Consider the following 20,795-nt stretch of genomic DNA (forward strand, 5'->3'; position numbering starts at 1 on the left):
AGATCCCGGGGAACACCGAATTGAAGATCCGCAGGGCCTTAACAGTTAACTGGCGTCCCATTCCCAATCGAAACCGTAACGGCCGGGGCCGAAATTGAGCGCGACGCCGTGCACCGCACCGGATTCCGGGACGACGTCGGCGTATTCGGCCGGCTGGCCGTCGTGTTCCACGAACCGGCGGCACACCGCGGGTACCGCCGCCGGGTCGAAGCGGATTTCGAGCACGTATTCGCGGACCGGCAGCCGGAACTTCCGTTCGTAGTTCGTGGCCAGCGGGTGCGGTGCGCGATTCACGAGCGTGTGCTCGGTGATCACCGTTTCACCGCGGACGAGCGGGCGACCGAAGAGCAGTTCGACGACGAGCAGGCCGTCCTCCGGCTTGTGCACGCTGCGCCCGGCCTGGCAGCCGCGCAGGGACCGCACCTCCGGCAGCGGCCGGTCGTGCTCGTCGAGGTGCAGGATGACCACCCAGCGGTCCGGGCCGTCCGCCTCGGCGCGCAGCACCTGCCGCGAATGGAACGCCAGCTCTTCGCGCTCCGGCCCGACCGTGACGACGTCGTGCTGGCTGATCCGGGTCAGCCGCTCGTCCCATCGGGTGTCCACATCGGACACCGCGGCGTCGATGCGCCCGCCGTCCGGCCAGAACCGGCCCATCTCGGCGGCCGTGGACCGGCGTGCGCGCGGCGAGCCGAGCAGCGCGACGAGCGAGCCCGGCGGCACGTCGAGGACGACTTCGAGCTGCCGCACGCCGCGCACCGAGTCCCGCCGCTGCGGTCGGCTGCGGCCGGACTGCCAGTAGCTCAACGTCGCCGTCGTGACCGAGACGCCGCGGGCGTGCAGGTGTTCGCGCAGGCGATCGAGGCTCAGGCCGCGGGCACGGATCGCCGCGCGCAGGGCCGCGTCGAACGGGCCGGTGCGCAGTAACGTCCCGAGGGCCGGCGACGGAACCGCCATCGGCCGATCTTAAGCCGCCGAACGGCCGCGAACGGTATTAACTGTTAAGAATCAGACGAACCGGTGGCGCCCGGCGAGCGCCCCGAAGCCCATCTGGACCACGAGCAGGCCGAGCAGCATCGCCAGCGGGACCGTCCAGCCGCCCGCGGCGTCGTGCAGCAGGCCGAACAGGAACGGGCCGAGCGCGGCGAACAGGTACCCGAAGCCTTGCGCCATCCCGGACAGCCGCGCGGTGTCGGCGCCGGTCTTCGCGCGCAGGGCGATGACGGTCAACGCGAGCGAGAAGACGCTCATCCCGAGGCCGATCAGCAGGCTCCACAGCAGCGGCGACCACGCCGGGGCGAGCATCAGCCCGGCCGTCCCGGCCACGCCGAACACGCCCAACGTCACGATCCACGCGCCCTGGCCACGCTGCCGGGCGGCCACCGGCGCCACGACCAGGCTGATCGGCACCGCGATCAGCGAGACCAGCCCGAACAGCAGCCCCGCCTGGTCGCGCGACACGCCCGCGTCCATCAGCACCTGCGGGAACCAGCCCATCGCCGCGTAGGCGTAGAAGGCCTGCAGGCCGAAGAAGATCGTGACGATCCAGGCCAGCCGGTTGCGCAGCAGCGAGCGGCCGCTCCCGGCGGCCTCGGTGTGCCGCGGTGCCCGGCCGGTGCCGCGGGCTGCGAGAATCCACGCGGCGAGCGCGACGACGGCCACCACCGCCCAGCTGCCCAGCGCCGGGCGCCAGCCGCCGAAGGCGTCGCCCAGCTGCGGGGTCACGGCCGATCCGAGCGCGCCGCCGCCCTGCAGAGCGGCGGTGTAGACGCCGGTCATCAGGCCGATGCGAGCCGGGAAGGAGCCCTTGATGACGACCGGGATGAGCACGTTGATCAGGGCGATCCCGGCGGTCGCGACGAGCGTCCCGCCGAGCACGACGTACGGGCCGTCGAGCACGCGCAGCACGAGCCCGGCGGCGATCGCGGTCAGCGCGACCGCGATGGCGGTGCCGATCCCGGCGCGGCGGGCGAGCAGCGGCGCGGCGAGCCCGGCGCCGGCGAAGCAGAGGGTCGGCAACGTCGTCAGCACGCCCGCCCAGAGCACGGACGCGCCCAGGCCGGCGCGCATTTCGGCGAGCATCGGGCCGACCCCGGTGATGGCCGGGCGCAGGTTGAGCGCCGTCAGCACCACGGCGACCGCGAGCAGCGCGCCGCCGGCGACCACACCGGGCGTGCGCGTCTCGATCGCACCGTCCAGTTCGGGTTCGAGTGCTGATTCACGGGATTCGACGGACATACGAGCTACTATCGCATACGTAGGATGATTGGATGAAGGGATAATTCCTGTGCCTCTGGCCACCACCCGGCGGACAGGCTTGGTCGATCAGGTCATCGAGCAGCTGCGGACCGCGGTCACGCAGGGCGAATGGCCGATCGGCGAGCGCATTCCCACCGAGCCCGAGCTGGGCGAGCAGCTCGGCGTCGGCCGCAACACCATCCGCGAGGCCGTGCGCGCGCTCGCGCACACCGGCATCTTCGAGGTCCGCCAGGGCGACGGCACCTACGTGCGCGCGACCAGCGAGGTCTCCGGCGCGATCCGCCGGCTCTGCGGTGACGAGCTGCGCGAGGTGCTGCAGGTCCGGCGCACCCTCGAGGTCGAGGGTGCCCGGCTCGCCGCGGCCGAGCGGACCGACGAGGACGTCGCGGAGCTGCGCGCCCTGCTGGCGCGCCGCGCGGTCGAGCTGAACGAAGGGCGCTGGCAGGACTTCGCGCGCACCGACGCCGAGTTCCACTGCACCGTCGTCCGCAGCGGCCACAACCGGCTGCTCACCGAGCTGTACCGCGGGCTGACCGAGGTCATCACGGCGAGCGTCGCGGCGACCTCCAGCATCACGCCGGGTGCCGGCCACCTACCCGAGATCGGCCACGAAGGCCTCGCCGACGCCATCGCCGACCGGGACGCGGACCGTGCTGCCGCCGAAGCCTGCGGCTTCCTGGACGAGCTGCTGTCCCGCATCGAAACGGCCTGAGCTGGGCTTTCAGCAATTCTGGCACCACGCTTGACCCCTAAGGGTGCCAATTCAGGGTTGTCGTGGTGCCACGATGGCGCCATAGTTGTGCCATGGACCTGACGCCCTTCGTGGACGAACTCCGCCGGGAGCTCGCGGTCGCCGCCGAAGCGGCGGGCGAAGAAGCCGTCGCCCTCGCCGAGCGGCTCACCTCGCCGCTCGAGTCGGCGATCCGGCTCACCCTGCTCGACGCCCTGTCGGCGGCGGCCGACGAGATCACCCGCGACCTCGCGCCCGGTTCGGTCGAAGTACGCCTTCGCCGCCGTGACGCCGAGTTCGCCGTCTCGCTGCCCACGGCTCCCGAGCCGGAGCCGGAGCCTCAGCAGGCACCGCCGCCCCCGCCGGAGACCGACGACGGCACCGTCTCCCGGATCAACCTGCGGCTGCCCGAGCAGCTCAAGCAGCGGGTCGAGGAGGCGGCGAGCCGGGACCGGCTCTCCACCAACGCCTGGCTGGTCCGGGCCGCGAACGCGGCACTCGGCCCCGCCAAGGCCGGCAAGCGCCGCGGGTCGTCCGTCGGCGACAACTACACCGGCTGGGTCCGGTAACCACCGCTCTTTCCCGACACGTCTCCGACCTGCGGAGACGCCCCGAACGCACCCCTGGAGGGCACAGCCATGCCGATTTTCGCCACCCCCGAGCCGATCACGGCCACGATCGACGCCAGCATCGCCGACGTCCGGATCGTCGCGAGCGACCGCGCCGACACCGTCGTCGAGGTCACCCCGGCCGACCCGCACGACCGCGACGACGTGTCCGCCGCCGAGAAGACCCAGATCGAATTCACCGGCAACGCCCTGCTGGTCAAGGGCCCGAAGTACCACACGAAGCTCTTCGGGAAGGGTGGCTCGCTGATCGTCGTCGTGGAGCTGCCCGCCGGGTCCGGCATCCGCGGCACCACCGCGATGGGCGACTTCCGGGCCACCGGGGCGCTCGGCGAGTGCCGGTTCAAGACGTCGATGGGCACCATCGACCTCGACGAGACGACCCGGCTCGAAGCCACCACCGCGGTCGGCGACGTCACGGTCGGCCACGCCAGCGGGCACGCCGAGGTGAGCACCGGCTCCGGGGACATCCGGCTCCGCGAGATCGACGGCTCGGCCGCGCTGAAGAACTCCAGCGGCGAGACCCGGGTCGGCACGGTGACCGGCGACCTGCGGGTCAGCTCGGCCAACGGCGACATCTTCGTCGACGTCGCGCACACCGCCGTCAACGCCAAGACCGCGGCCGGGGACGTCCGGATCGGCGAGGTCGTCCGCGACACCGTCGTGCTCGAAACCGCCGTCGGCGAGATCGAGGTCGGCGTCCGCGAGGGCAGTGCCGCATGGCTGGTCCTCAACTCGCTCATCGGCAGCGTGCACAACTCGCTCGCCGCGGCCGACGGCCCCGGGCAGACCGACGAGACCGTCGAGGTCCGCGCCCGCTCCTACACCGGCGACATCGTCGTCCGCCGGTCCTGAACTCGTTGACACAGAAGGGGAATCCGATGCCAGACGCCATCGTGGCCGAAGGACTCGTCAAGAAGTACGGCGGCGTGACCGCGCTCGACGGCATGTCGCTGCGGGTGCCGGAAGGCACCGTGCTCGGCGTGCTCGGGCCGAACGGCGCGGGGAAGACCACCACCGTCCAGATCCTCACGACGTTGCAGAAGCCGGACGCCGGATACGCCACCGTCGCCGGGTTCGACGTCGTGCGGGACGCGCACGAGCTGCGGTCGCACATCGGCGCGTCCGGGCAGTACGCCGCCGTCGACCTGGAGCTGACCGGGGCGGAGAACCTCGAAATGGTCGGGCGGCTCTACCACCTCGGCACCAAGCGCGCGAAGGCCCGCGGCCGGGAACTGCTGGCCCGGTTCGACCTCGAAGACGCCGCCGACCGGCCGGTGAAGGGCTACTCGGGCGGCATGCGGCGCCGGCTCGACCTGGCCGGCGCGCTGGTGGCCAACCCGCCGGTGCTGTTCCTCGACGAGCCCACGACCGGGCTCGACCCGCGCGCCCGCACGGACCTGTGGGACGTCATCACGGAGCTGGTTTCGGGCGGTACGACACTGCTGCTCACCACGCAGTACCTCGAAGAGGCGGACCGGCTCGCCGACAGCATCGCCGTCGTCGACCACGGCCGGGTGATCGCCCGCGGCACCGCCGACGAGCTCAAGGACCTCGTCGGCGGCGAGCGGATCGAGCTCACCGTCGGCACCCACGACGACGTCACCCTCGCGCGGGCGACGCTGGCCGGGCTGGGCAGCGGCGAACCGCAGTCCGACGGGTTCCGGCTCACCGTGCCCGTGACCCACGGCGCGAAAGCGCTTACCGAAGCGCTGGCCCTGCTGGCCGCCGACGGCGTCGACGTCCGCGACGTCGGCCTCCGGCGTCCCACCCTCGACGACGTTTTCCTCACCCTCACCGGTCACGACGTGACCGAACCCGCGAAGGAGGCCGTGTGATGAACGCGGTGCAGCTGGCCGTGACCGACGGCGTCACCGTCGCCAAGCGGAACTCGATCAAGATCTTCCGGTCGCTGGACCTGCTCGGGTCCATCGTGTTCCTGCCGGTGATGTTCGTGCTGCTCTTCGGCTACGTGTTCGGCAGCGTGATCGACATCCCCGGCCTGTCCTACCGCGAGTTCATGCTGCCGGGGATCTTCACGCTCGCGGTGGCGATGGGCAGCATCGTCACCGGCTACGGCCTGACCGACGACCTGCAGAAGGGGATCATCGACCGGTTCCGCTCGCTGCCGATGTCCCCCGCCGCGGTGCTGATCGGGCGGACCACCGCCGACCTGATCCTCAACGTGACGAGCCTGCTGATCATGGGCCTGGTCGGGCTGCTGGTCGGCTGGCGGATCCACACCGGCGTCCTCGAGGCGCTGGGTGGCGTGCTCCTGCTGCTCGCCTTCGCCTACGCGCTCTCGTGGGTGATGGGGACGATCGGGCTGGCCGTGCGCAAACCCGAGGTGTTCAACAACGTCTCGAGCATCGCGATCTTCCCGCTGACGTTCCTGGCCAACACGTTCGTCGACAGCGGCCGGCTGCCGACCCCGCTGCGGGTGATCGCCGACTGGAACCCGATCTCGGCGATCACGCAGGCGTCCCGGAACCTGTTCGGCAACACGAGCGCGGCCCTGCCCCCGCACGACGTCTGGCCGATGCAGCACGCGGTGCTGGCGTCGGTGCTGTGGATCGTGGTGCTGCTGGCGGTGTTCGTGCCGCTTTCGGTGCGCTGCTACCAGAAGGCAACCAGCCACTGAGCCACGGCTCGTGAGTGTTCAGGGCGGCTCTAACCGCCCTGAACACTCACGAGGGCTACGGCAGGGTCAGGATCTCGGCGCCGTCGGCGGTCACCACGAGGGTGTGCTCGAACTGGGCCGTCCACTTCTTGTCCTTCGTGGTGACCGTCCAGTCGTCGGACCAGATGTCGTAGTCGATGGTGCCGAGGGTGATCATCGGCTCGATCGTGAAGGTCATGCCCTCCTCGATCACCGTCTCCACCGAGGGCTCCTCGTAGTGCAGCACCGTCGGCGCGGTGTGGAACGACGGGCCGACGCCGTGGCCGGTGAAGTCGCGGACCACGCCGTAGCCGAAGCGCTTGGCGTAGGCCTCGATGACCCGGCCGATCACGTTGAGCCGGCGGCCCGGGCGGACCGCCTTGATCGAGCGCAGCGTCGCCTCGCGGGTGCGCTCCACCAGCAGGCGGACCTCCTCGGAGACGTCACCCGCCAGGAACGTCGCGTTCGTGTCGCCGTGCACGCCGCCGATGAAGGCGGTGACGTCGATGTTGCAGATGTCGCCGTCCTCGAGCACCGTCGAGTCCGGGATGCCGTGGCAGATGACCTCGTTGAGCGAGGTGCAGCACGACTTCGGGAAGCCGCGGTAGCCCAGCGTCGACGGGTAGGCGTGGTGGTCGAGCAGGTACTCGTGGACGACCTTGTCGATGTCGTCGGTGGTCGCGCCCGGCTTGACGGCCTTGCCGCCCTCCTCCAGGGCCTGCGCCGCGATCCGGCTCGCGACGCGCATCGCCTCGATCACCTCGGGCGTGCGCACGCCGTTGCCGGTGTCCCGCTTCGGCGCCGGCTTGTCCACGTACTCGGGACGGGCGATGGAACTGGGGACGTCACGGCGCGGCGTCTGGACGCCGGGCACCAGCGGGGCACGAACGGACATGCCTCCACCTTACGACGCACCGCTCAGCCGATCGCCGCCAGGAACCGGTGTGCGGCCTGAACCGCCGGTTTGGAGGATCCCGCCTCGGTCAGCAGCACCGCGAACGCCAGGTCGCCGCGGTAGCCGACGAACCAGCCGTGGGAGCGGGAGCCGTCGCCGAACTGGGCCGTGCCGGTCTTGCCGGCGACGTCGGGGATGTCCCGCAGCCCGGTCGCGGTCCCCGACGTGACGACCTCGCGCATCATCCCGCGCAGCGCCCCGAGCACGTCGTCCGACGGCGCGTCGCCGGTGCCCTGCACGGTCGCCGGGCGCCCCTTCACCAGCGACGGCGTCGGCACCTTCCCGGCCTGCACGGTCGCCGCGACCAGGGCCATCCCGAACGGGCTGATCACCACCGTCCCCTGGCCGAAGCCGTTTTCCGCGCGCTGGACGGCGGAGTCGGTGGCCGGGACCGCGCCGGTGACCGTGGTCAGGCCCGGGACGACGAAGTCCGCGCCGATGCCGAACGACTTGGCCGTGTCGGTCAGCGCCGCCCCCGGGAGGCCAGCCGCGAGCCGGGCGAAGGTGGTGTTGCACGACTTCGCGAACGCCGTCTTCAACGAGACCCGGCCCAGGTCGAAGCGGCCTTCGTTCGGCACGACGCGGTTCTCGATCGTCGTGGTGCCGGGGCAGTCGACCGGGCTTTCGGCCTCGACGTCGCCGTCCGCCAGGGCGGCCGCCGCGGTGACGATCTTGAACGTCGAGCCCGGCGGGAACCGCCCGGCCAGCGCCAGCGAACCTTCGGCGTCGGCCGCCTCGTTCTGCGCCACGGCCAGGATGTCGCCGCTCGACGGCTGGATGGCCACGAGCGCGGCCGGGTACTCGGCCGGCGCGAGGGCCTTCTCGGCCGCGTCCTGGATCCGCGCGCTGAGCGTGCTGGTGATCGCGGGCCCGGGCTTCGGCGGCTCGGCCTGCAGCTCGGACACCTCGCCGCCGGTGACGTCCTGGGTGACGATCCGCCAGCCCGCCGCCCCGGCCAGGTCCTGCTCGACCAGTGCGCGGATGGCCGGCAGCACCTGCGTCCCGGACCCGCGCGTCACCGGCAGCAGCCGTTCCTGGGCGGCGAAGCGGACGCCGGGCAGGTCGTAGATCACCGGCTTGACCCGCTGGTAGTCGCCGGCGCGCAGGGTGATCACCGGGAACGTGGCGCCGGGTTTGGTCTTGCCCATGCCGTCCAGCAGCGAGCGGCCCGTCACCGACGGCTCGTACCGGTGCAGCGCGGCGGCGAGCGACTTGGCCACCGCGCCCGCGTCGCCGGTCTTCGCCGGGTCGACGACCACGCCGATCACGGTCTGCGGGCGCATCAGCGGCACGCCGTCGCGGTCGAGGACCGGCGCCGTCTCCGGCAGCTGCGGCAGCACGCCGAGGGTCTGGCCGACCGCGAGCTGCGGGTGCACGACCGTCGGCTGCCAGTGCACCTGCCAGCCGCTCTCGGCCGCGCGCAGCTGGGCGTCGGCGCGGTAGGACCAGGTGCGCCCGTGCGGGAGGTGCCAGGTGAGCTGGTAGCCGGCCGTGACGGTGTCGCCGTCCGCCGGCTCCTTCACCTCTTCGTCCTCGACGTCCAGGGACTCCGGGTCGAGAGCGCCGCGGACCTGCGTCAGCACGGTCTTCGCCGCGTCCGGCGAGTCGGTGTTCGCCGCGGCGGCGGCGATGTCCCCGGACGCGACGGCGTCCAGGAACGCGGAGAGGGCGTCCTCGGGGCCGCCGCCCGAACAGCCGGCCGCGGTCGAGGCGGCGAGCAGCAGCACCGCGAGGGCGGCACCGCTTCGACGTGCACTCATGGCGGGATGATGCCCTGGTCAGGGGCGCGCGGCGGGGGTGAAACGCCGCCACGGAAGAGTGCTAGAACAGCACCGTCGCGTACTGGCCGACCTGCTGGAAGCCGATCTTGCGGTAGGCCGCGAGCGCGGGTTTGTTGTAGCCGTTGACGTAGAGGCTCGCGGTGCGGCCGAGGCCGCGGACGAGCCGGTTCACCACGGCGGCCGTGCCCGCGGTGCCGAGGCCGCCGCCGCGGCGGTCGGGGTGCACCCAGACGCCCTGGATCTGGCCGACGGACGCCGACATCGCGCCGATCTCCGCCTTGAACACGACCTCGCCGTGCTCGAACCGGGCGAACGCGCGGCCGGCGGCGATCAGTTCGGTGACGCGGGCGCGGTAGCTGGCGCCGCCGTCACCGCTGCGCGGGTCGACGCCGACCTCTTCGATGAACATGGCGACGGCCGCGGGCAGGTAGCGCTCGAGCTCGTCCGGACGGACCGGCCGGACCGCCGGGTCCGCCTTGATGATCGGCAGCGTGTCGAGCGCCATCAACGGCTGATCGTCGCGCACTTCGCGGGCCGGACCCCACTCGTCGGAGAGTTCGTCCCACAACCCGAGCACCTGCTCGGCCGGGCCGACCAGCGACGAGCACGTCCGCTGCCGGCGCAGCGCGCGATCGGCGAAGGAGCGCAACGCGGGCGCGTTGCCGCGCAGGGGGATCAGGTTGGGGCCGGAGAAGCACAGCCCTTGGAGCCGCCCGGCGCGGACCGGGCGGGCGTCGGCCGCCCAGAGCTCGCCACCGAGCCGCCAGGGATCGAGGCCCGCGGCCTCCACCCTGGCACTGACCATGCAGCTGCCCACCGGGTCGGCGGCGAGCGCGGCACGGACCGCCGGATAGTCCCGATCATCGAGCAGCCGTGCACCTGCAAGCCGCAACACGGGGTCCAGGGTGCCAGATGAACAGCCGAAACGGAACGCGAGCCTCTCGACACGCTCAGATGAACAGCCGGTGTCCGGCGAACCGGGCAGAATCGAAGACATGCAGCGCTACGCGTACAAGGTCGTCGAGGTCCGCGAGAAGCTCCTGGGCGGCAAGATGTCCGGGGACAAACTCGAGAAGCTGCTCAACGACCACGCCGGGGACGGGTGGCAGCTCAAGGCCATCACGTCGGCCGAGGTCAAGGGCCGGGTCGGCCCCGGCGGGGTCGAAGGCCTGCTGGTCACCTTCGAGCGGCCCGTCCAGTAGGCGGTGGGATGCGGGCGCGGCCGGCGCGGCCGCGCCCGATCGGCGCGCTGCGGGTTAGGCCCGGTGGGCCGGGTTCGATCGGCCGCCGCGGGGGCGGCCGAAGCAGCCGCGCCCGACCGGCCCGCCGCAGATCCGGGCCCGGTAGGCCGGGTCAACCGACCACCACAGGCGCGGCCAAAGCGACCCGATCGCCCCGCCGCGGATCGGGCCCGGTGGGCCGGGTTCGATCGGCCGCCGCGGGGGCGGCCGAAGCAGCCGCGCCCGACCGGCCCGCCGCAGATCCAGGCCCGGCAGGCCGGGTCAACCGACCACCACAGGCGCGGCCAAAGCGACCCAATCGCCCCGCCGTGGATCGGGCCCGGTGGGCCGGGTTCGACCGGCCGCCGTGGGCGCGGCCGGGTTCGGCCAGGCCGCCATGGCGGGGCCAGGGGATTCAGCCGACCGTCACGAGCGCGGCCGGGTTCAGCCGACCGCCGCGGGCGCACGGGTGGATTGCCGGCGCCGACACTCGGCGGCGAAGGTGGCGAGCCACCCGGGCAGGCCGTCGCTTCCGGCAGCGGCCACTTTTGCCGGTGCGAACCGAGGATTCGACCCGGCCATGGCCTGCCGCGAGCGCGGAACCGGCCGAAGCGAGGCACCCGGGCAGCCGTCCGACGTCGACCCGGGCGGTCGCGCCGCCACCGGGTCGGTCACGGCGCGCCCGATCCCCTCGCCACCGGGGTCGGTCAGGGTGCGCCGCGGTAGGTGCCGAACGTCCAGGCGTTGCCCTCCGGGTCGGTCACGGCGCGCCCGATCCCCTCGCCACCGGGGTCAGTCACGGGGCGCCGCGGTAGGTGCCGAACGTCCAGGCGTTGCCCTCCGGGTCGCGCAGGCTGAACGTGTGCGAGCCGTAGTCCGTGTCGGTCAGCTCGGCCGTGATCTCGGCGCCGGCGGCCTCTGCCTTCGCGTGGACGTCGTCCACGTGGTCCGACACGACGTACACCGCGCCGGTGCCGGGCTTCATCGCGTCGTGGACGCCGTCGGGCGGCCGGACGCTGCCCAGCATCACGGCGCCGCCTTCGGGCCAGCGCAGCTCGGCGTGGGCGACGAGGTCGCCGTCGGGGACCACCAGCGTCTCGGTGAAGCCCAGGACGTCGACGAGGAAACGGACCGCGGCCGGGGCGTCGTCGTAACGCAGGGCCGGCCAGACGTTCGGTGCAGGAGTCATACCGGTGAGTTTTGCCCGGCGGCGACCTCCCCGTCTTGGAGGAACGGGAGCTCCTCGGCGATCCACGTGCCCGGGGTGCACCCGGCCAGCGCCCGCCACTCGTTGCTCAGGTGCGCCTGGTCGTAGAAGCCGCACTCGACGGCGAGCGCGGCCAGGTCGCAGTGGCCATCACGCAACAGCCGGCCGGCTCGCTCGAACCGCAGCACGCGCGCCGCCTGCTTCGGCGCCAGGCCCAGCTCCGCCCGGAAGCGCTCGCCCAGGTGCCGCCGGCTCCAGCCGACCTCGCCGGCGAGGTCCGCGACACGCACCTGGCCGTCGGCGCCGCGCATCCGGCGCCACGCCTCCCCCAGCTCGGGAGGTGGCCGCCGCGGGTCCACCGCCCGCGCCGCCAGGACGTCGTCGAGCAGGGCGAACCGCTCGGGCCACGTCGGCCGCGCCCGCAGCCGATCCGGCAGGTCGCCGAGGCCGAACTCGGCCAGGTCCACGACGTCACCGCTCAGCTCGGCCGCGGTCACGCCGAGCAGCGTGCGCACGCCCAGCGGGTCGAGCTCGAGCTGGAGGCCTTCCTGAATGCGGTCCTGCTCGATCAGCACCGCGCTCGTGTGCAGCCCGCCGACCAGGGCCTGCAGGGAGTGCCCGGCCATCCGGACGGGCCCGGCCAGGCTGATGACGAGCGTCACGTACCGGGACGGCAGCCCGCGGTGCACGGCCAGCGTCACATCGTCCTGCGCGTACCCGATGTAGCGCGTGACCAGGGGCCGCACCACCGGGTGCGGCTCGCCGACGGCCCAGCCCACGCTCACGAATGCCAGCGTAAACGTCACCACCGACAGTTCCGGTTTCTGCTAACACGGAAGGTGCGTCCCCACCGCGGAAGGAACCACCGATGACGATCCAGGAGCAAGCGCAGCAGCTGGAGCTGCTCGCCGACCAAGTGCCCACCGGCATCGCGCTCGCGACGAAGAGCGACCTCGAAGACCTGCAGGCCCAGGTCATGGGCCTACTCGGGGAGACGTCGAGCGCGACCGCGATCCAGGGCTCGATCCAGCTCGCGTCACAGCAGATCGACGAAGTCGCGGCCGCGCTGGAGAACGTCCGGCTGCAGATCCGCGACGCCGCCCAGCACCACCTGCAAGGGTGAGCGCCCTCAGCCGGCGGTGACGACCGGCGCGCCCTCGCCGAGGCCTTCGCCCGCCTCTTCGGCGATGCGCATGGCCTCCTCGATCAGGGTCTCGACGATCGCGTGCTCCGGCACCGTCTTGATGACCTCGCCCTTGACGAAGATCTGGCCCTTGCCGTTGCCCGACGCGACGCCGAGGTCGGCCTCGCGGGCCTCGCCCGGGCCGTTGACGACGCAGCCCATGACGGCCACCCGCAGCGGGATCTCCATGCCCTCGAGCCCGGCGGTGACCTGCTCGGCGAGCGTGTAGACGTCGACCTGCGCGCGCCCGCACGACGGGCACGACACGATCTCCAGCTTGCGCTGCTTGAGGTTCAGCGACTGCAGGATCTGGATGCCGACCTTGACCTCTTCGACCGGCGGCGCGGACAGCGACACCCGGATCGTGTCGCCGATCCCCTGCCGCAGCAGCGCGCCGAACGCGACGGCCGACTTGATGGTGCCCTGGAACGCCGGACCGGCCTCGGTGACGCCGAGGTGCAGCGGGTAGTCGCACTGCTCGGCGAGCAGCTCGTAGGCGCGGACCATGACCACCGGGTCGTTGTGCTTGACCGAGATCTTGATGTCGTGGAAGTCGTGCTCGGCGAACAGCGACGCCTCCCACAGCGCCGACTCGGCCAGCGCTTCCGGGGTCGCCTTGCCGTACTTGTCCATGATCCGCTTGTCGAGCGAGCCGGCGTTGACGCCGATCCGGATCGGCGTGCCGTGGTCCTTCGCGGCGTGCGCGATCTCCTTGACCTGGTCGTCGAACTTCCGGATGTTGCCCGGGTTCACGCGGACCGCGGCGCAGCCGGCCTCGATCGCGGCGAAGACGTACTTCGGCTGGAAGTGGATGTCGGCGATCACCGGGATCTGCGACTTCTTCGCGATCGCGGGCAGCGCCTCGGCGTCGTCGGCCGAGGGGCAGGCGACGCGGACGATGTCGCACCCCGCCGCCGTGAGCTCGGCGATCTGCTGCAGGGTCGCGTTGACGTCGGAGGTGAGCGTCGTCGTCATCGACTGGACGGAGATCGGGAAGTCGCTCCCGACACCGACCGAGCCCACCTGGAGCTGGCGGGTCTTGCGGCGCTCGGAGAGGACGGGCGGGGGCAGGGCGGGCATACCGAGTGCGACGGTCACGACTTCCAGCGTACCTACCCCGAGTGGGCGCCCTACACCAAGTCAGCCGTCACGGTGAGCAGTATTACGGCGTGTGCCGAACGCCACGGAGGAGCCGGAACCCCTCCGTGGCGTGGCGTTACTGCAAGCGAATCGGATTGACGATGTCGGCCGTCACCGTGAGTAGGGTCACCGCACCGCCGATGAGCACCAGGACCATCGTGAGCCCGGACAGCTTCGTGTAGTCCACCGGACCACCGGCCGCCTTGCCCCGCAGGCCGCGGATCCAGTCGCGGACCCGCTCGTACCAGACCACCGCGATGTGCCCGCCGTCGAGCGGGAGCAGCGGCAGCAGGTTGAACACGCCGATGAAGAAGTTCAGGCTGGCCAGCAGGAAGAAGAACAGCACCCAGATGCCCTGCTCGACCGCCTCGCCGCCGATCCGGCTCGCGCCGACGACGCTGACCGGGGTGTTCGGGTCCCGTTCGCCGCCGAAGATCGCGGAGACCACGGCGGGGATGCGCTCGGGGAACTGCACGAGCCGCTGCGCCGTCTCGGCGAACATCGTGCCGGTGAAGCTGAAGGTGGCGCCGACCGCGGCGACCGGGCCGTACTGCGTGGTGATGGCGGGTGTCACCGGCGACGCGCCGATCATGCCGACCTCGCGGACGCCCGCGCTGCTCCACCGCTGCACCTTCGGCACGTCGACGACGAGCGACAGGTTCTGCCCGTTGCGGACCACGTCGAACTCGGTCGGGCCGCTGGTGGCCTGCACGGCCGCGAGCATCTCCGTCCAGCTCGCCACCGGCTTGCCGCCGACCGAGAGGACCTTGTCCCCGGCCTGAAGGCCCGCGGTCTTCGCCGGCGTCAGGGCGCCCGGCGGGCAGCTGGTGTCCTTGGCCTGCTCCTCGGTCGTCGCCGACCGCGCGCAGGACGTCGTCGCCAGCACCGGCGAGGGGTCGGCGGGGGTCAGGTTCGGCAGGCCCATCGTGACGGCCATCAGGTAGAGCACCACGAAGCCGAGGATGAAGTGCGTGATCGACCCGGCGCTCATCACGACGGTGCGCTTCCAGGTCTTGAACCGCCACATCGCGCGCGGCGCCTCGTCCGGCGTGACCTCGTCGAGCGCCGTCATGCCCGCGATGTCGCAGAACCCGCCGAGCGGGATCCACTTCAGGCCGTATTCGGTCTCCCCGCGGCGCCAGGAGAACACCGTGGGCCCGAAGCCCACGAAGTACCGCCGGACCTTCATGCCGAAGGCCTTCGCGGTGACCATGTGACCGGCTTCGTGCAACGCGACGGAGACGCAGATCCCCAGCGCGAAGAGCACCACACCGATGATGTAGGCGAGCACCCGCTACTTCCCCTCGATGATCGAACCGGCCCGGGCGCGAGCCCAGCGCTCGGCCGCGAGAACGTCCTCGACGTCGCGAGGTTCGCGACGCCATTCGTCGGCGGCTCCCACCACCTCGGAAACAGTGTCCACTATCGACGTGAAGCGGGTGTTCTGCGCCAGGAAGGCGGCGACGAGCTCCTCGTTCGCGGCGTTGTAGACCGCGGGCAGGCAGCCGCCCACCGTGCCGCAGTGCCGGGCCAGCTCGACGGCCGGGAAGGCCTCGTCGTCCAGCGGCTCGAAAGTCCAGGTCGCGGCCTTGTCCCAGGTGCACGCGGCGGCGGCGCCGGGCACCCGGTCGGGCCAGTGCAGCGCGAGCGCGATCGGCAGCCGCATGTCGGGCGGGCTGGCCTGGGCGATCGTCGAGCCGTCGGTGAAAGTCACCATCGAGTGCACGATCGACTGCGGGTGCACGGTGACGTCGATCTTGTCCGGCGCGATGTCGAACAGCAGCGCGGCTTCGATCAGCTCGAGGCCCTTGTTGACCAGGGTGGCCGAGTTGATGGTGATCAGCGGGCCCATCGACCAGGTCGGGTGCGCCATGGCCTGTTCGACGGTGACGTCGGCCAGCTCGGCCCGCTTGCGGCCGCGGAACGGCCCCCCGGACGCGGTGAGCACGAGCCGGGCGACCTCGCTCTGCCGACCGGCGCGCAGGGCCTGCGCGATCGCGGAGTGCTCGGAGTCGACGGGCACGAGCTGCCCGGGCTTGGCCGCGGCGAGCACGAGCGGCCCGCCGGCGATCAGCGACTCCTTGTTGGCCAAGGCGAGGGTGGCGCCGGTGGCCAGCGCCCGCAGCGTCGGCTCGAGGCCGCGCGAGCCGGGCAGCGCGTTGAGGACGGTGTCGACCTTCACGGCGTCGATCAGCTCGGTGACCGCGTCCGAGCCCGCGAAGAGCCGCGGGAGCTTGAAGTCGCCCTGGGAGTAGCCGCGCTTCTGCGCTTCGGCGTACAGCGCGAGCTGCAGGTCTTCGGCGGCCGTGGCCCTAGTCACGGCGACGGCCTCGACGCCGTGCGCGAGCGCCTGCGCGGCTAGGGCCGCCGGATCGGCGCCGCCCGCGGCGATCCCGGCCACCCGGAACAGGTGCGGGTTGCGCGCCGCGACGTCGAGGGCCTGCACTCCGATGGACCCGGTCGAGCCGAGCACGAGGACGCTTCGCGAGGTAGTCATCGCGGGCCATTGTCGCGCGGGCCGTGTCCGCGGCGCACGCGGAGGTTCCCTCGCCGGACGGGCCGCGGCCGCCCGGAAGCCCGCCACGATCGCCCGCGAGCGGGAGACGCAAGCCACGCGGGCCGTGTCCGCGGCGCACGCGCAGGTGTGGGATCATCGCCGGGTACGTGGTTCATGGGTCTTGAGGGAGTTCATCGTGGCAGGCAAGGCGGTCGAGAAGCGGCCCGAGGTCGACCCCCGCGACGAGCCGTCCGCGGCCTGGGGCTGGCACGGCTCCTTCCCGAAGGGCACCCGGATCGCCGGCTGGGTCAGCGCGGTCATCCTGCTCGTGATGATCAAGGGCAACCACGAGAACAACACCGAGAACGTCTGGCTGGTCGGACTGGCCGCGTTCCTGGTCCTGCTGCTGGTCCTCGACATCCGCAAGCGCCGCACGGCCTGGCGCAAGTAGTTGGTGACCCGCTAACCTCCCGGCCCATGAAGCTGCGCTGGGGTTTGGCTCTCGTCGGTGTCCTGGGTGCCCTGCTGGTGGCGCCGGCCGTCCCGGCTTCGGCGTCTTCGATCGTGGTACCGTGCCAGTTCACGCCGACGCCCGCGAACCCGGCCGCCCGTCCGGTGATCCGGCCGTTGCCGTTCGCGCTGACGCGCGGGACCGTGGATGTCACCTTCCGCTTCAACTACGGCCCGGTGACGGTGCGCTTGGACCGCGCGGGTGCGGCCCCGTGCGCGGTGCACAACATGGTTTCCCTGGTCTTGCAGCGGTTCTACGACCACTCCCAGTGCTGGCGGCTGTCGAACTCAGCCCGGCTGGGCGTTCTACAGTGCGGCGACATCTACGAAGTCGAAAAGGGCGGCCCGGGGTACAAGTTCCCGGACGAGGTGTCGGGCGCGGAGACGTACCCGCGCGGGACGATCGCCATGGGGAACCAGGGGCCGGGGACGAACGGGTCGGAGTTCTTCATCGTGCATTCGTTCGCGAACATCCCGGCGAACTACTCGGTCATGGGGCGCGTGGTGAGCGGGATGTCGGCGATCGACCACATGGTCGCGGACGGCATCATCCCGACCGATCCGAACGGGCCGCTGGACGGCGCGCCGGCCAAGCCGGTGAAGATCCAGCGCGCTTCACTGGGCCGGTAGGTCACTCGGCGTCCACCTTGACGGGAGCGACACCGCGGATCAGGTTCTCCAGCGCCGCATCACCCACGCCGAATGACGCCAACCATGCTTCCACCAGGAATATTTCGCCGGTCTCCGACATTCCCAGGCAGAATCGTTCGGACTCCAGGCTGCCGATCGGGAAGAGGGACAATCCCACTTCCTGCCCCCAGTCGGCGAATCGCTCCTCCTCCCCGTCCCCCCTCATGGGATCGAAACTGACCGGAGTACGGGCCATCGTGATCCCCTGACCGTCGATGTCGAGGCTAAGGCCGCCGAATTCGGCCAAGAATTCCGCCGCCGCGGAGTGCATTTCGAGTAGTCCGTCGGCCGTCAGCCGCCGACGCCAATGCTCGACATCGACGGACCTGCCGGGCAGCCACCCCGCGGCTCGCAAGTCCCCTTCAACACGCTCGGAAAATCTGGACATCTCAGTCACCTACGCCATTTTCGCCGGTCAAGAACCGTAGATCGTAGTACTCGACCAGATGCTCGCAGCTTTTGCACGGTCCGATGGGAAACCCGTGCTTGGGCTTGCCGACGCGCTGCACGATCATGGCGGCGACCTCCGCGCCGAAAACGTCGAGCCCGTCCCCGAGCGCCGCAGTGATGCAGATCGGCAAGCCGCAATGCCCGTGTCCCGGCCCGCGGTCGGCTTTTTCAATGGCATCCAGGATCGCCTGAACATCTGGATGGAGCACCGGGGTCTCCCCTCCCATGCTGTTCCCGGTGATGATCACACCGCTTGTCAGCCGGATGCCTTCGGCCGCACCCGGAGTCCGCCGGCTAGGTCGAATCTCGCTGCCGCGATCGGCTTGTGCCGACACGGCGTCAATGAGGTCATCACAGGAGAATCCTCGTTCTGGTCGATCCGTGCCTGGATGCCCGGCGGCGGGGCGGAGGCGGCGAAGGGCACCAGCAGCCCCCGGGAGGTGGCGGCGCACATACCCCGCAAGCGCCGGGCCCGGGGTGGGTTTCCGGGTTGCGTTGCGCGCCGTGTAGCCGTTCTCGTACTTGTTGCCGCCGGCGTCGACCATCCACGTCCGGTTGCCGAAGCCGTCGTAGCCGGACGAGGTCACCCCCGCCCTCGGCGTCGACGACCCGGTTCGGCCTGCCGAAGTCGTCGTATTCGGTCGTCGTGACCCGCGCGGCGTCGCCGCCCGTCAGGTCGCGGTTTTCGGTTCGCACGACGTTGCCGTCGGCGTCGTAGCCAGTGAGCGTCTGCACGGTGTGCGTGACACCGGTGACGGAGTTGACCGCACCGGGGCTCGTGGCCGCGGCCTGGTGCGACCGGGCGTCATAGGCGTACGTCGTCGTCGCGCCGGCCGGATCGGAGGCGCTGCTGCGCGTCTCCGTCTTCTTGCGGCCGAAGACGTCGTACGTATATGAAGTCGTCAAGCCCGCCGGGTCGACGACCTTCGCCAAGTCGCCGTTGCGGAAGTAGGAGTAACTCGTGACGCCGTCGCGCGGGTCGGCCGTCTGCAGGAGCAGGCCGGCCGGGACGTTGCCGCCGCCCACCGCCGCTTCGGTTCCGTCCGCGTGCTGGTGGCGGGTGACCGCGCCGTCGGGGGTGGTCTCCGTCAGCGGTAGAGCGCGGACGCCTACGTCCGTGCAGGTGTACGTCGCGCCAGGCGCGACGCGGCACGTCTTGCGCGCGACGACGTTGCCGCGCGGTGCCGGCGGATCACAGGTGGGGTTGTCCCGGAGGCAGCGGGTTGCCGCCGCCGTCGCGCCGGTCTTCCGGGCGGATGCCCCGCCCCGCCGGCGCGACGTACCGCAGGATCCGGCCTCGTACCGGGTCGTAGTCGTAGAAGTGCGGCCGGTTCCCGGGGTCACTGCCCTGAGTCGTGCGGATGAGGTTGGTTTCGGTGCCCGTGACGACCGGACGTCCGAGTCGCCAGTGCCCGCCGTTGCGGTCGACGACCTCGGTGAGCCGGTCGGCCGCGGTGTCGTAGCTCAGCTGAGCGGCGATCCGGCAGCTGGGCAGCGTGATCTTCGCGAGCGAACCGGCCGCCGCCCGCGCCTGGAAGTGAGCCGCGGCGGTCGTCGGTCCGACGGCGTACTCGTAGAACGCCGCCTCGGCGATCTGGCCGGAGAAGCGGCGCGCGTCCGTGCCCCAACCGAAATAGTGAACACCACAGCCTCCCCAGTCACGATTCCTGCGCGCCCCCGCCTGGCTCGACCGTTTACCGTCAAAATGTCACCCCAACGAGTGAATGCCAGCTTCGCCCGATTACATTGGGCGAGTTCAGTCGGCTGTGCAGCGTGGGGGGATCACGTGATGATGACGCACGACGAGTACCTGGCCACCCGAAGATTCGGCGCCCTCGACGGCGTTCGTGCCATCGCCGCCGTGCTCGTGGTCGTCTTCCACTACGGCGGCCCCGGCTGGGTGCGGGCCAACGGCTGGATCGGGGTGCACCTGTTCTTCGTGCTCTCCGGCTTCCTGATCACCACCCTGGCGCTGCGCGAGGAGGCCCGCAACGGCCGGGTTTCCCTGGCCGAGTTCTACATCCGCCGGGCGTTCCGCATCCTCCCCGTCTACTACGTCGTCATCGGCGTGGTCGTCGTCTTCGCCTACTTCCGCGGCCTGGGCCTGCGGCACAGCGGGATCGTGACGGCGCTGCCGTGGAACGTCGCCTTCGTCGGCGAGTACCACCAGATGACCCTGTTCGGCCAGGCCTGGACCCTCGGCGTCGAGCAGAAGTTCTACCTCGTGTGGCCGCTGCTCGCCTTCGGCGTCGGCGCGCTCGGTTTCGTCAAGCGGCTGAGCCTCTCGCTGGTTCTCGTGGCCGTCATGCTCGCGCTGATCCCCTTCATGCCCTACGCGGGCGCGTACTCGCCGATCCTGATCGGCTGCACGCTGGCGATCGTGCTGCACCACCGCAAGGGCTTCGCCGCGCTGCGGTTCTTCACCCACCCGGCCGTCGGGCTGGTGGTCGCCGCCGCGCTGATCGCGGTCCAGACCATGTTCGGCGAGATCACCGCGTTCCTGCACGACGAGGGCGGTTCGATCACCGGGACGTGCTACATCCTGCTCGCGGCGCTGCTCGTGCCGTCGCTGGTCGCCGGGGGCCCGCTCGCGTGGGTGCTGTCGCTGGCACCGCTGCGGTTCATCGGCGAGCGCTCCTACTCGCTCTACCTCATGCAGGGCGTGGTCGCGATGGCCCTCGCCGGCGCGATCCCGCAGTTCGCGCCGCACCGCACGCTCACCGCGGTCGCCGTGACGATCGTCGGGCTGCTGGCCGCCGACCTGCTCTACCGCTGGGTGGAGGTGCCGATGATCGACGTCGGACGCCGGATCATCGCCCGCCGCCGGGCGAAGAAGGCCGAAGCCGCTCCGGTGGCCGAAGTCGGCGAGCCCGCCATGGCCGTGGCCTGAG

General features: G+C 71.4%; 23 protein-coding genes. 10 read left to right on the forward strand and 13 right to left on the reverse strand.

Annotation, left to right across the window (positions count from 1 at the left end; all coding sequences use genetic code 11):
• Positions 1–45: 45 nt before the first annotated feature.
• Positions 46–954 (reverse strand): XRE family transcriptional regulator, encoded by a 909-nt coding sequence (locus tag OG494_RS26255; RefSeq protein ID WP_328443170.1) that lies wholly within the window; start codon positions 952–954, stop codon positions 46–48.
• 51 nt (positions 955–1,005) lie between these two features.
• Positions 1,006–2,235: a CynX/NimT family MFS transporter gene (locus OG494_RS26260; RefSeq protein ID WP_328443171.1), complete on the reverse strand. Its 1,230-nt coding sequence runs from the start codon at positions 2,233–2,235 to the stop codon at positions 1,006–1,008.
• A gap of 49 nt (positions 2,236–2,284) precedes the next feature.
• On the opposite strand from OG494_RS26260, the gene OG494_RS26265 reads away from it, so the two are divergent.
• From OG494_RS26265 to OG494_RS26285, 5 genes are all read left to right on the forward strand, one after another.
• A complete protein-coding gene (locus OG494_RS26265) occupies positions 2,285–2,968 on the forward strand; it encodes a FadR/GntR family transcriptional regulator (protein WP_328443172.1) in 684 nt (227 codons plus the stop codon).
• A 92-nt stretch (positions 2,969–3,060) separates the two neighbouring features.
• The gene (locus OG494_RS26270) at positions 3,061–3,555 is read left to right on the forward strand and encodes a hypothetical protein (RefSeq protein ID WP_328443173.1); all 495 of its coding nucleotides are present in this window, start codon (positions 3,061–3,063) and stop codon (positions 3,553–3,555) included.
• A gap of 69 nt (positions 3,556–3,624) precedes the next feature.
• Entirely contained in the window at positions 3,625–4,467 is an 843-nt protein-coding gene (locus tag OG494_RS26275; protein ID WP_328443174.1) for a DUF4097 family beta strand repeat-containing protein, read from the forward strand.
• Between the two features lie 26 nt (positions 4,468–4,493).
• Positions 4,494–5,450, forward strand: coding sequence for an ATP-binding cassette domain-containing protein (locus OG494_RS26280; RefSeq protein WP_328443175.1), 957 nt, complete (start codon positions 4,494–4,496; stop codon positions 5,448–5,450).
• Positions 5,450–6,253: an ABC transporter permease gene (locus OG494_RS26285; protein WP_328443176.1), complete on the forward strand. Its 804-nt coding sequence runs from the start codon at positions 5,450–5,452 to the stop codon at positions 6,251–6,253. Before OG494_RS26280 ends, OG494_RS26285 begins: the two co-directional genes overlap by 1 nt.
• Positions 6,254–6,308: 55 nt before the next feature.
• On the opposite strand, the gene map is transcribed toward OG494_RS26285, so the two are convergent.
• The 3 genes from map to OG494_RS26300 all read right to left on the reverse strand — a co-directional run bounded on the left by map (position 6,309) and on the right by OG494_RS26300 (position 9,902).
• Positions 6,309–7,166, reverse strand: coding sequence for a type I methionyl aminopeptidase (map, locus tag OG494_RS26290; protein WP_328443177.1), 858 nt, complete (start codon positions 7,164–7,166; stop codon positions 6,309–6,311).
• Between the two features lie 23 nt (positions 7,167–7,189).
• Positions 7,190–8,986: a penicillin-binding transpeptidase domain-containing protein gene (locus OG494_RS26295; protein ID WP_328443178.1), complete on the reverse strand. Its 1,797-nt coding sequence runs from the start codon at positions 8,984–8,986 to the stop codon at positions 7,190–7,192.
• Positions 8,987–9,047: 61 nt separating this feature from the next.
• Positions 9,048–9,902: a GNAT family N-acetyltransferase gene (locus tag OG494_RS26300; RefSeq protein WP_328443179.1), complete on the reverse strand. Its 855-nt coding sequence runs from the start codon at positions 9,900–9,902 to the stop codon at positions 9,048–9,050.
• A 100-nt stretch (positions 9,903–10,002) separates the two neighbouring features.
• On the opposite strand from OG494_RS26300, the gene OG494_RS26305 reads away from it, so the two are divergent.
• Positions 10,003–10,209 carry a DUF4177 domain-containing protein gene (locus OG494_RS26305; protein ID WP_247062471.1) on the forward strand — a complete coding sequence of 69 codons (207 nt, stop codon included), beginning with the start codon at positions 10,003–10,005 and terminating at the stop codon, positions 10,207–10,209.
• A gap of 814 nt (positions 10,210–11,023) precedes the next feature.
• Here OG494_RS26305 and OG494_RS26310 read toward each other — a convergent pair.
• Positions 11,024–11,416, reverse strand: a complete 393-nt coding sequence (locus OG494_RS26310) for a VOC family protein (RefSeq protein WP_328443180.1) — start codon at positions 11,414–11,416, stop codon at positions 11,024–11,026.
• Positions 11,413–12,219 carry a helix-turn-helix domain-containing protein gene (locus tag OG494_RS26315; RefSeq protein ID WP_328443181.1) on the reverse strand — a complete coding sequence of 269 codons (807 nt, stop codon included), beginning with the start codon at positions 12,217–12,219 and terminating at the stop codon, positions 11,413–11,415. The genes OG494_RS26310 and OG494_RS26315 overlap by 4 nt, the downstream gene beginning before the upstream one ends.
• A gap of 83 nt (positions 12,220–12,302) precedes the next feature.
• Between OG494_RS26315 and OG494_RS26320 the strand changes: the two genes are divergently transcribed.
• Entirely contained in the window at positions 12,303–12,557 is a 255-nt protein-coding gene (locus tag OG494_RS26320) for a hypothetical protein (RefSeq protein WP_328443182.1), read from the forward strand.
• A 6-nt stretch (positions 12,558–12,563) separates the two neighbouring features.
• Here the strand turns inward: OG494_RS26320 and ispG are convergent, their stop codons facing one another.
• From ispG to dxr, 3 genes are all read right to left on the reverse strand, one after another.
• Positions 12,564–13,715 (reverse strand): flavodoxin-dependent (E)-4-hydroxy-3-methylbut-2-enyl-diphosphate synthase, encoded by a 1,152-nt coding sequence (gene ispG / locus OG494_RS26325; protein WP_328443183.1) that lies wholly within the window; start codon positions 13,713–13,715, stop codon positions 12,564–12,566.
• 118 nt (positions 13,716–13,833) lie between these two features.
• The gene (locus OG494_RS26330; RefSeq protein ID WP_328443184.1) at positions 13,834–15,048 is read right to left on the reverse strand and encodes a M50 family metallopeptidase; all 1,215 of its coding nucleotides are present in this window, start codon (positions 15,046–15,048) and stop codon (positions 13,834–13,836) included.
• A 3-nt stretch (positions 15,049–15,051) separates the two neighbouring features.
• Complete coding sequence (gene dxr, locus OG494_RS26335) at positions 15,052–16,254, reverse strand: 1-deoxy-D-xylulose-5-phosphate reductoisomerase (protein ID WP_328443185.1); 1,203 nt, start codon at positions 16,252–16,254, stop codon at positions 15,052–15,054.
• A 196-nt stretch (positions 16,255–16,450) separates the two neighbouring features.
• On the opposite strand from dxr, the gene OG494_RS26340 reads away from it, so the two are divergent.
• Positions 16,451–16,705: a DUF2631 domain-containing protein gene (locus OG494_RS26340; RefSeq protein WP_247062457.1), complete on the forward strand. Its 255-nt coding sequence runs from the start codon at positions 16,451–16,453 to the stop codon at positions 16,703–16,705.
• A gap of 26 nt (positions 16,706–16,731) precedes the next feature.
• A complete protein-coding gene (locus OG494_RS26345) occupies positions 16,732–17,394 on the forward strand; it encodes a peptidylprolyl isomerase (protein WP_328443186.1) in 663 nt (220 codons plus the stop codon).
• A gap of 1 nt (position 17,395) precedes the next feature.
• Here the strand turns inward: OG494_RS26345 and OG494_RS26350 are convergent, their stop codons facing one another.
• Genes OG494_RS26350 through OG494_RS26360 form a run of 3 tightly spaced genes read right to left on the reverse strand, consistent with a single transcriptional unit; the run spans position 17,396 to position 19,248 of the window.
• Positions 17,396–17,842, reverse strand: coding sequence for an SUKH-3 domain-containing protein (locus OG494_RS26350; protein WP_328459027.1), 447 nt, complete (start codon positions 17,840–17,842; stop codon positions 17,396–17,398).
• A gap of 1 nt (position 17,843) precedes the next feature.
• On the reverse strand, positions 17,844–18,239 hold the full coding sequence (locus tag OG494_RS26355) for a YwqJ-related putative deaminase (protein ID WP_328443187.1): 396 nt from the start codon (positions 18,237–18,239) through the stop codon (positions 17,844–17,846).
• Between the two features lie 16 nt (positions 18,240–18,255).
• A complete protein-coding gene (locus tag OG494_RS26360) occupies positions 18,256–19,248 on the reverse strand; it encodes a hypothetical protein (protein ID WP_328443188.1) in 993 nt (330 codons plus the stop codon).
• A gap of 445 nt (positions 19,249–19,693) precedes the next feature.
• On the opposite strand from OG494_RS26360, the gene OG494_RS26365 reads away from it, so the two are divergent.
• The gene (locus OG494_RS26365) at positions 19,694–20,794 is read left to right on the forward strand and encodes an acyltransferase family protein (RefSeq protein ID WP_328443189.1); all 1,101 of its coding nucleotides are present in this window, start codon (positions 19,694–19,696) and stop codon (positions 20,792–20,794) included.
• The last annotated feature ends 1 nt before the right edge of the window (position 20,795 follow it).

This window comes from Amycolatopsis sp. NBC_00438 (assembly GCF_036026695.1).
In the GTDB taxonomy this organism is placed as follows: domain Bacteria; phylum Actinomycetota; class Actinomycetes; order Mycobacteriales; family Pseudonocardiaceae; genus Amycolatopsis.

Bases quoted from the DNA above. Each gene is read 5' to 3' on its own strand.
- OG494_RS26255 (WP_328443170.1), bottom strand. From the start codon at position 954: ATGGCGGTTCCGTCGCCGGCCCTCGGGACGTTACTGCGCACCGGCCCG.
- OG494_RS26260 (WP_328443171.1), bottom strand. From the start codon at position 2,235: ATGTCCGTCGAATCCCGTGAATCAGCACTCGAACCCGAACTGGACGGT.
- OG494_RS26270 (WP_328443173.1), top strand. From the start codon at position 3,061: ATGGACCTGACGCCCTTCGTGGACGAACTCCGCCGGGAGCTCGCGGTC.
- OG494_RS26275 (WP_328443174.1), top strand. From the start codon at position 3,625: ATGCCGATTTTCGCCACCCCCGAGCCGATCACGGCCACGATCGACGCC.
- OG494_RS26280 (WP_328443175.1), top strand. From the start codon at position 4,494: ATGCCAGACGCCATCGTGGCCGAAGGACTCGTCAAGAAGTACGGCGGC.
- OG494_RS26285 (WP_328443176.1), top strand. From the start codon at position 5,450: ATGAACGCGGTGCAGCTGGCCGTGACCGACGGCGTCACCGTCGCCAAG.
- map (WP_328443177.1), bottom strand. From the start codon at position 7,166: ATGTCCGTTCGTGCCCCGCTGGTGCCCGGCGTCCAGACGCCGCGCCGT.
- OG494_RS26295 (WP_328443178.1), bottom strand. From the start codon at position 8,986: ATGAGTGCACGTCGAAGCGGTGCCGCCCTCGCGGTGCTGCTGCTCGCC.
- OG494_RS26305 (WP_247062471.1), top strand. From the start codon at position 10,003: ATGCAGCGCTACGCGTACAAGGTCGTCGAGGTCCGCGAGAAGCTCCTG.
- OG494_RS26310 (WP_328443180.1), bottom strand. From the start codon at position 11,416: ATGACTCCTGCACCGAACGTCTGGCCGGCCCTGCGTTACGACGACGCC.
- OG494_RS26320 (WP_328443182.1), top strand. From the start codon at position 12,303: ATGACGATCCAGGAGCAAGCGCAGCAGCTGGAGCTGCTCGCCGACCAA.
- dxr (WP_328443185.1), bottom strand. From the start codon at position 16,254: ATGACTACCTCGCGAAGCGTCCTCGTGCTCGGCTCGACCGGGTCCATC.
- OG494_RS26345 (WP_328443186.1), top strand. From the start codon at position 16,732: ATGAAGCTGCGCTGGGGTTTGGCTCTCGTCGGTGTCCTGGGTGCCCTG.
- OG494_RS26350 (WP_328459027.1), bottom strand. From the start codon at position 17,842: ATGTCCAGATTTTCCGAGCGTGTTGAAGGGGACTTGCGAGCCGCGGGG.
- OG494_RS26365 (WP_328443189.1), top strand. From the start codon at position 19,694: ATGATGACGCACGACGAGTACCTGGCCACCCGAAGATTCGGCGCCCTC.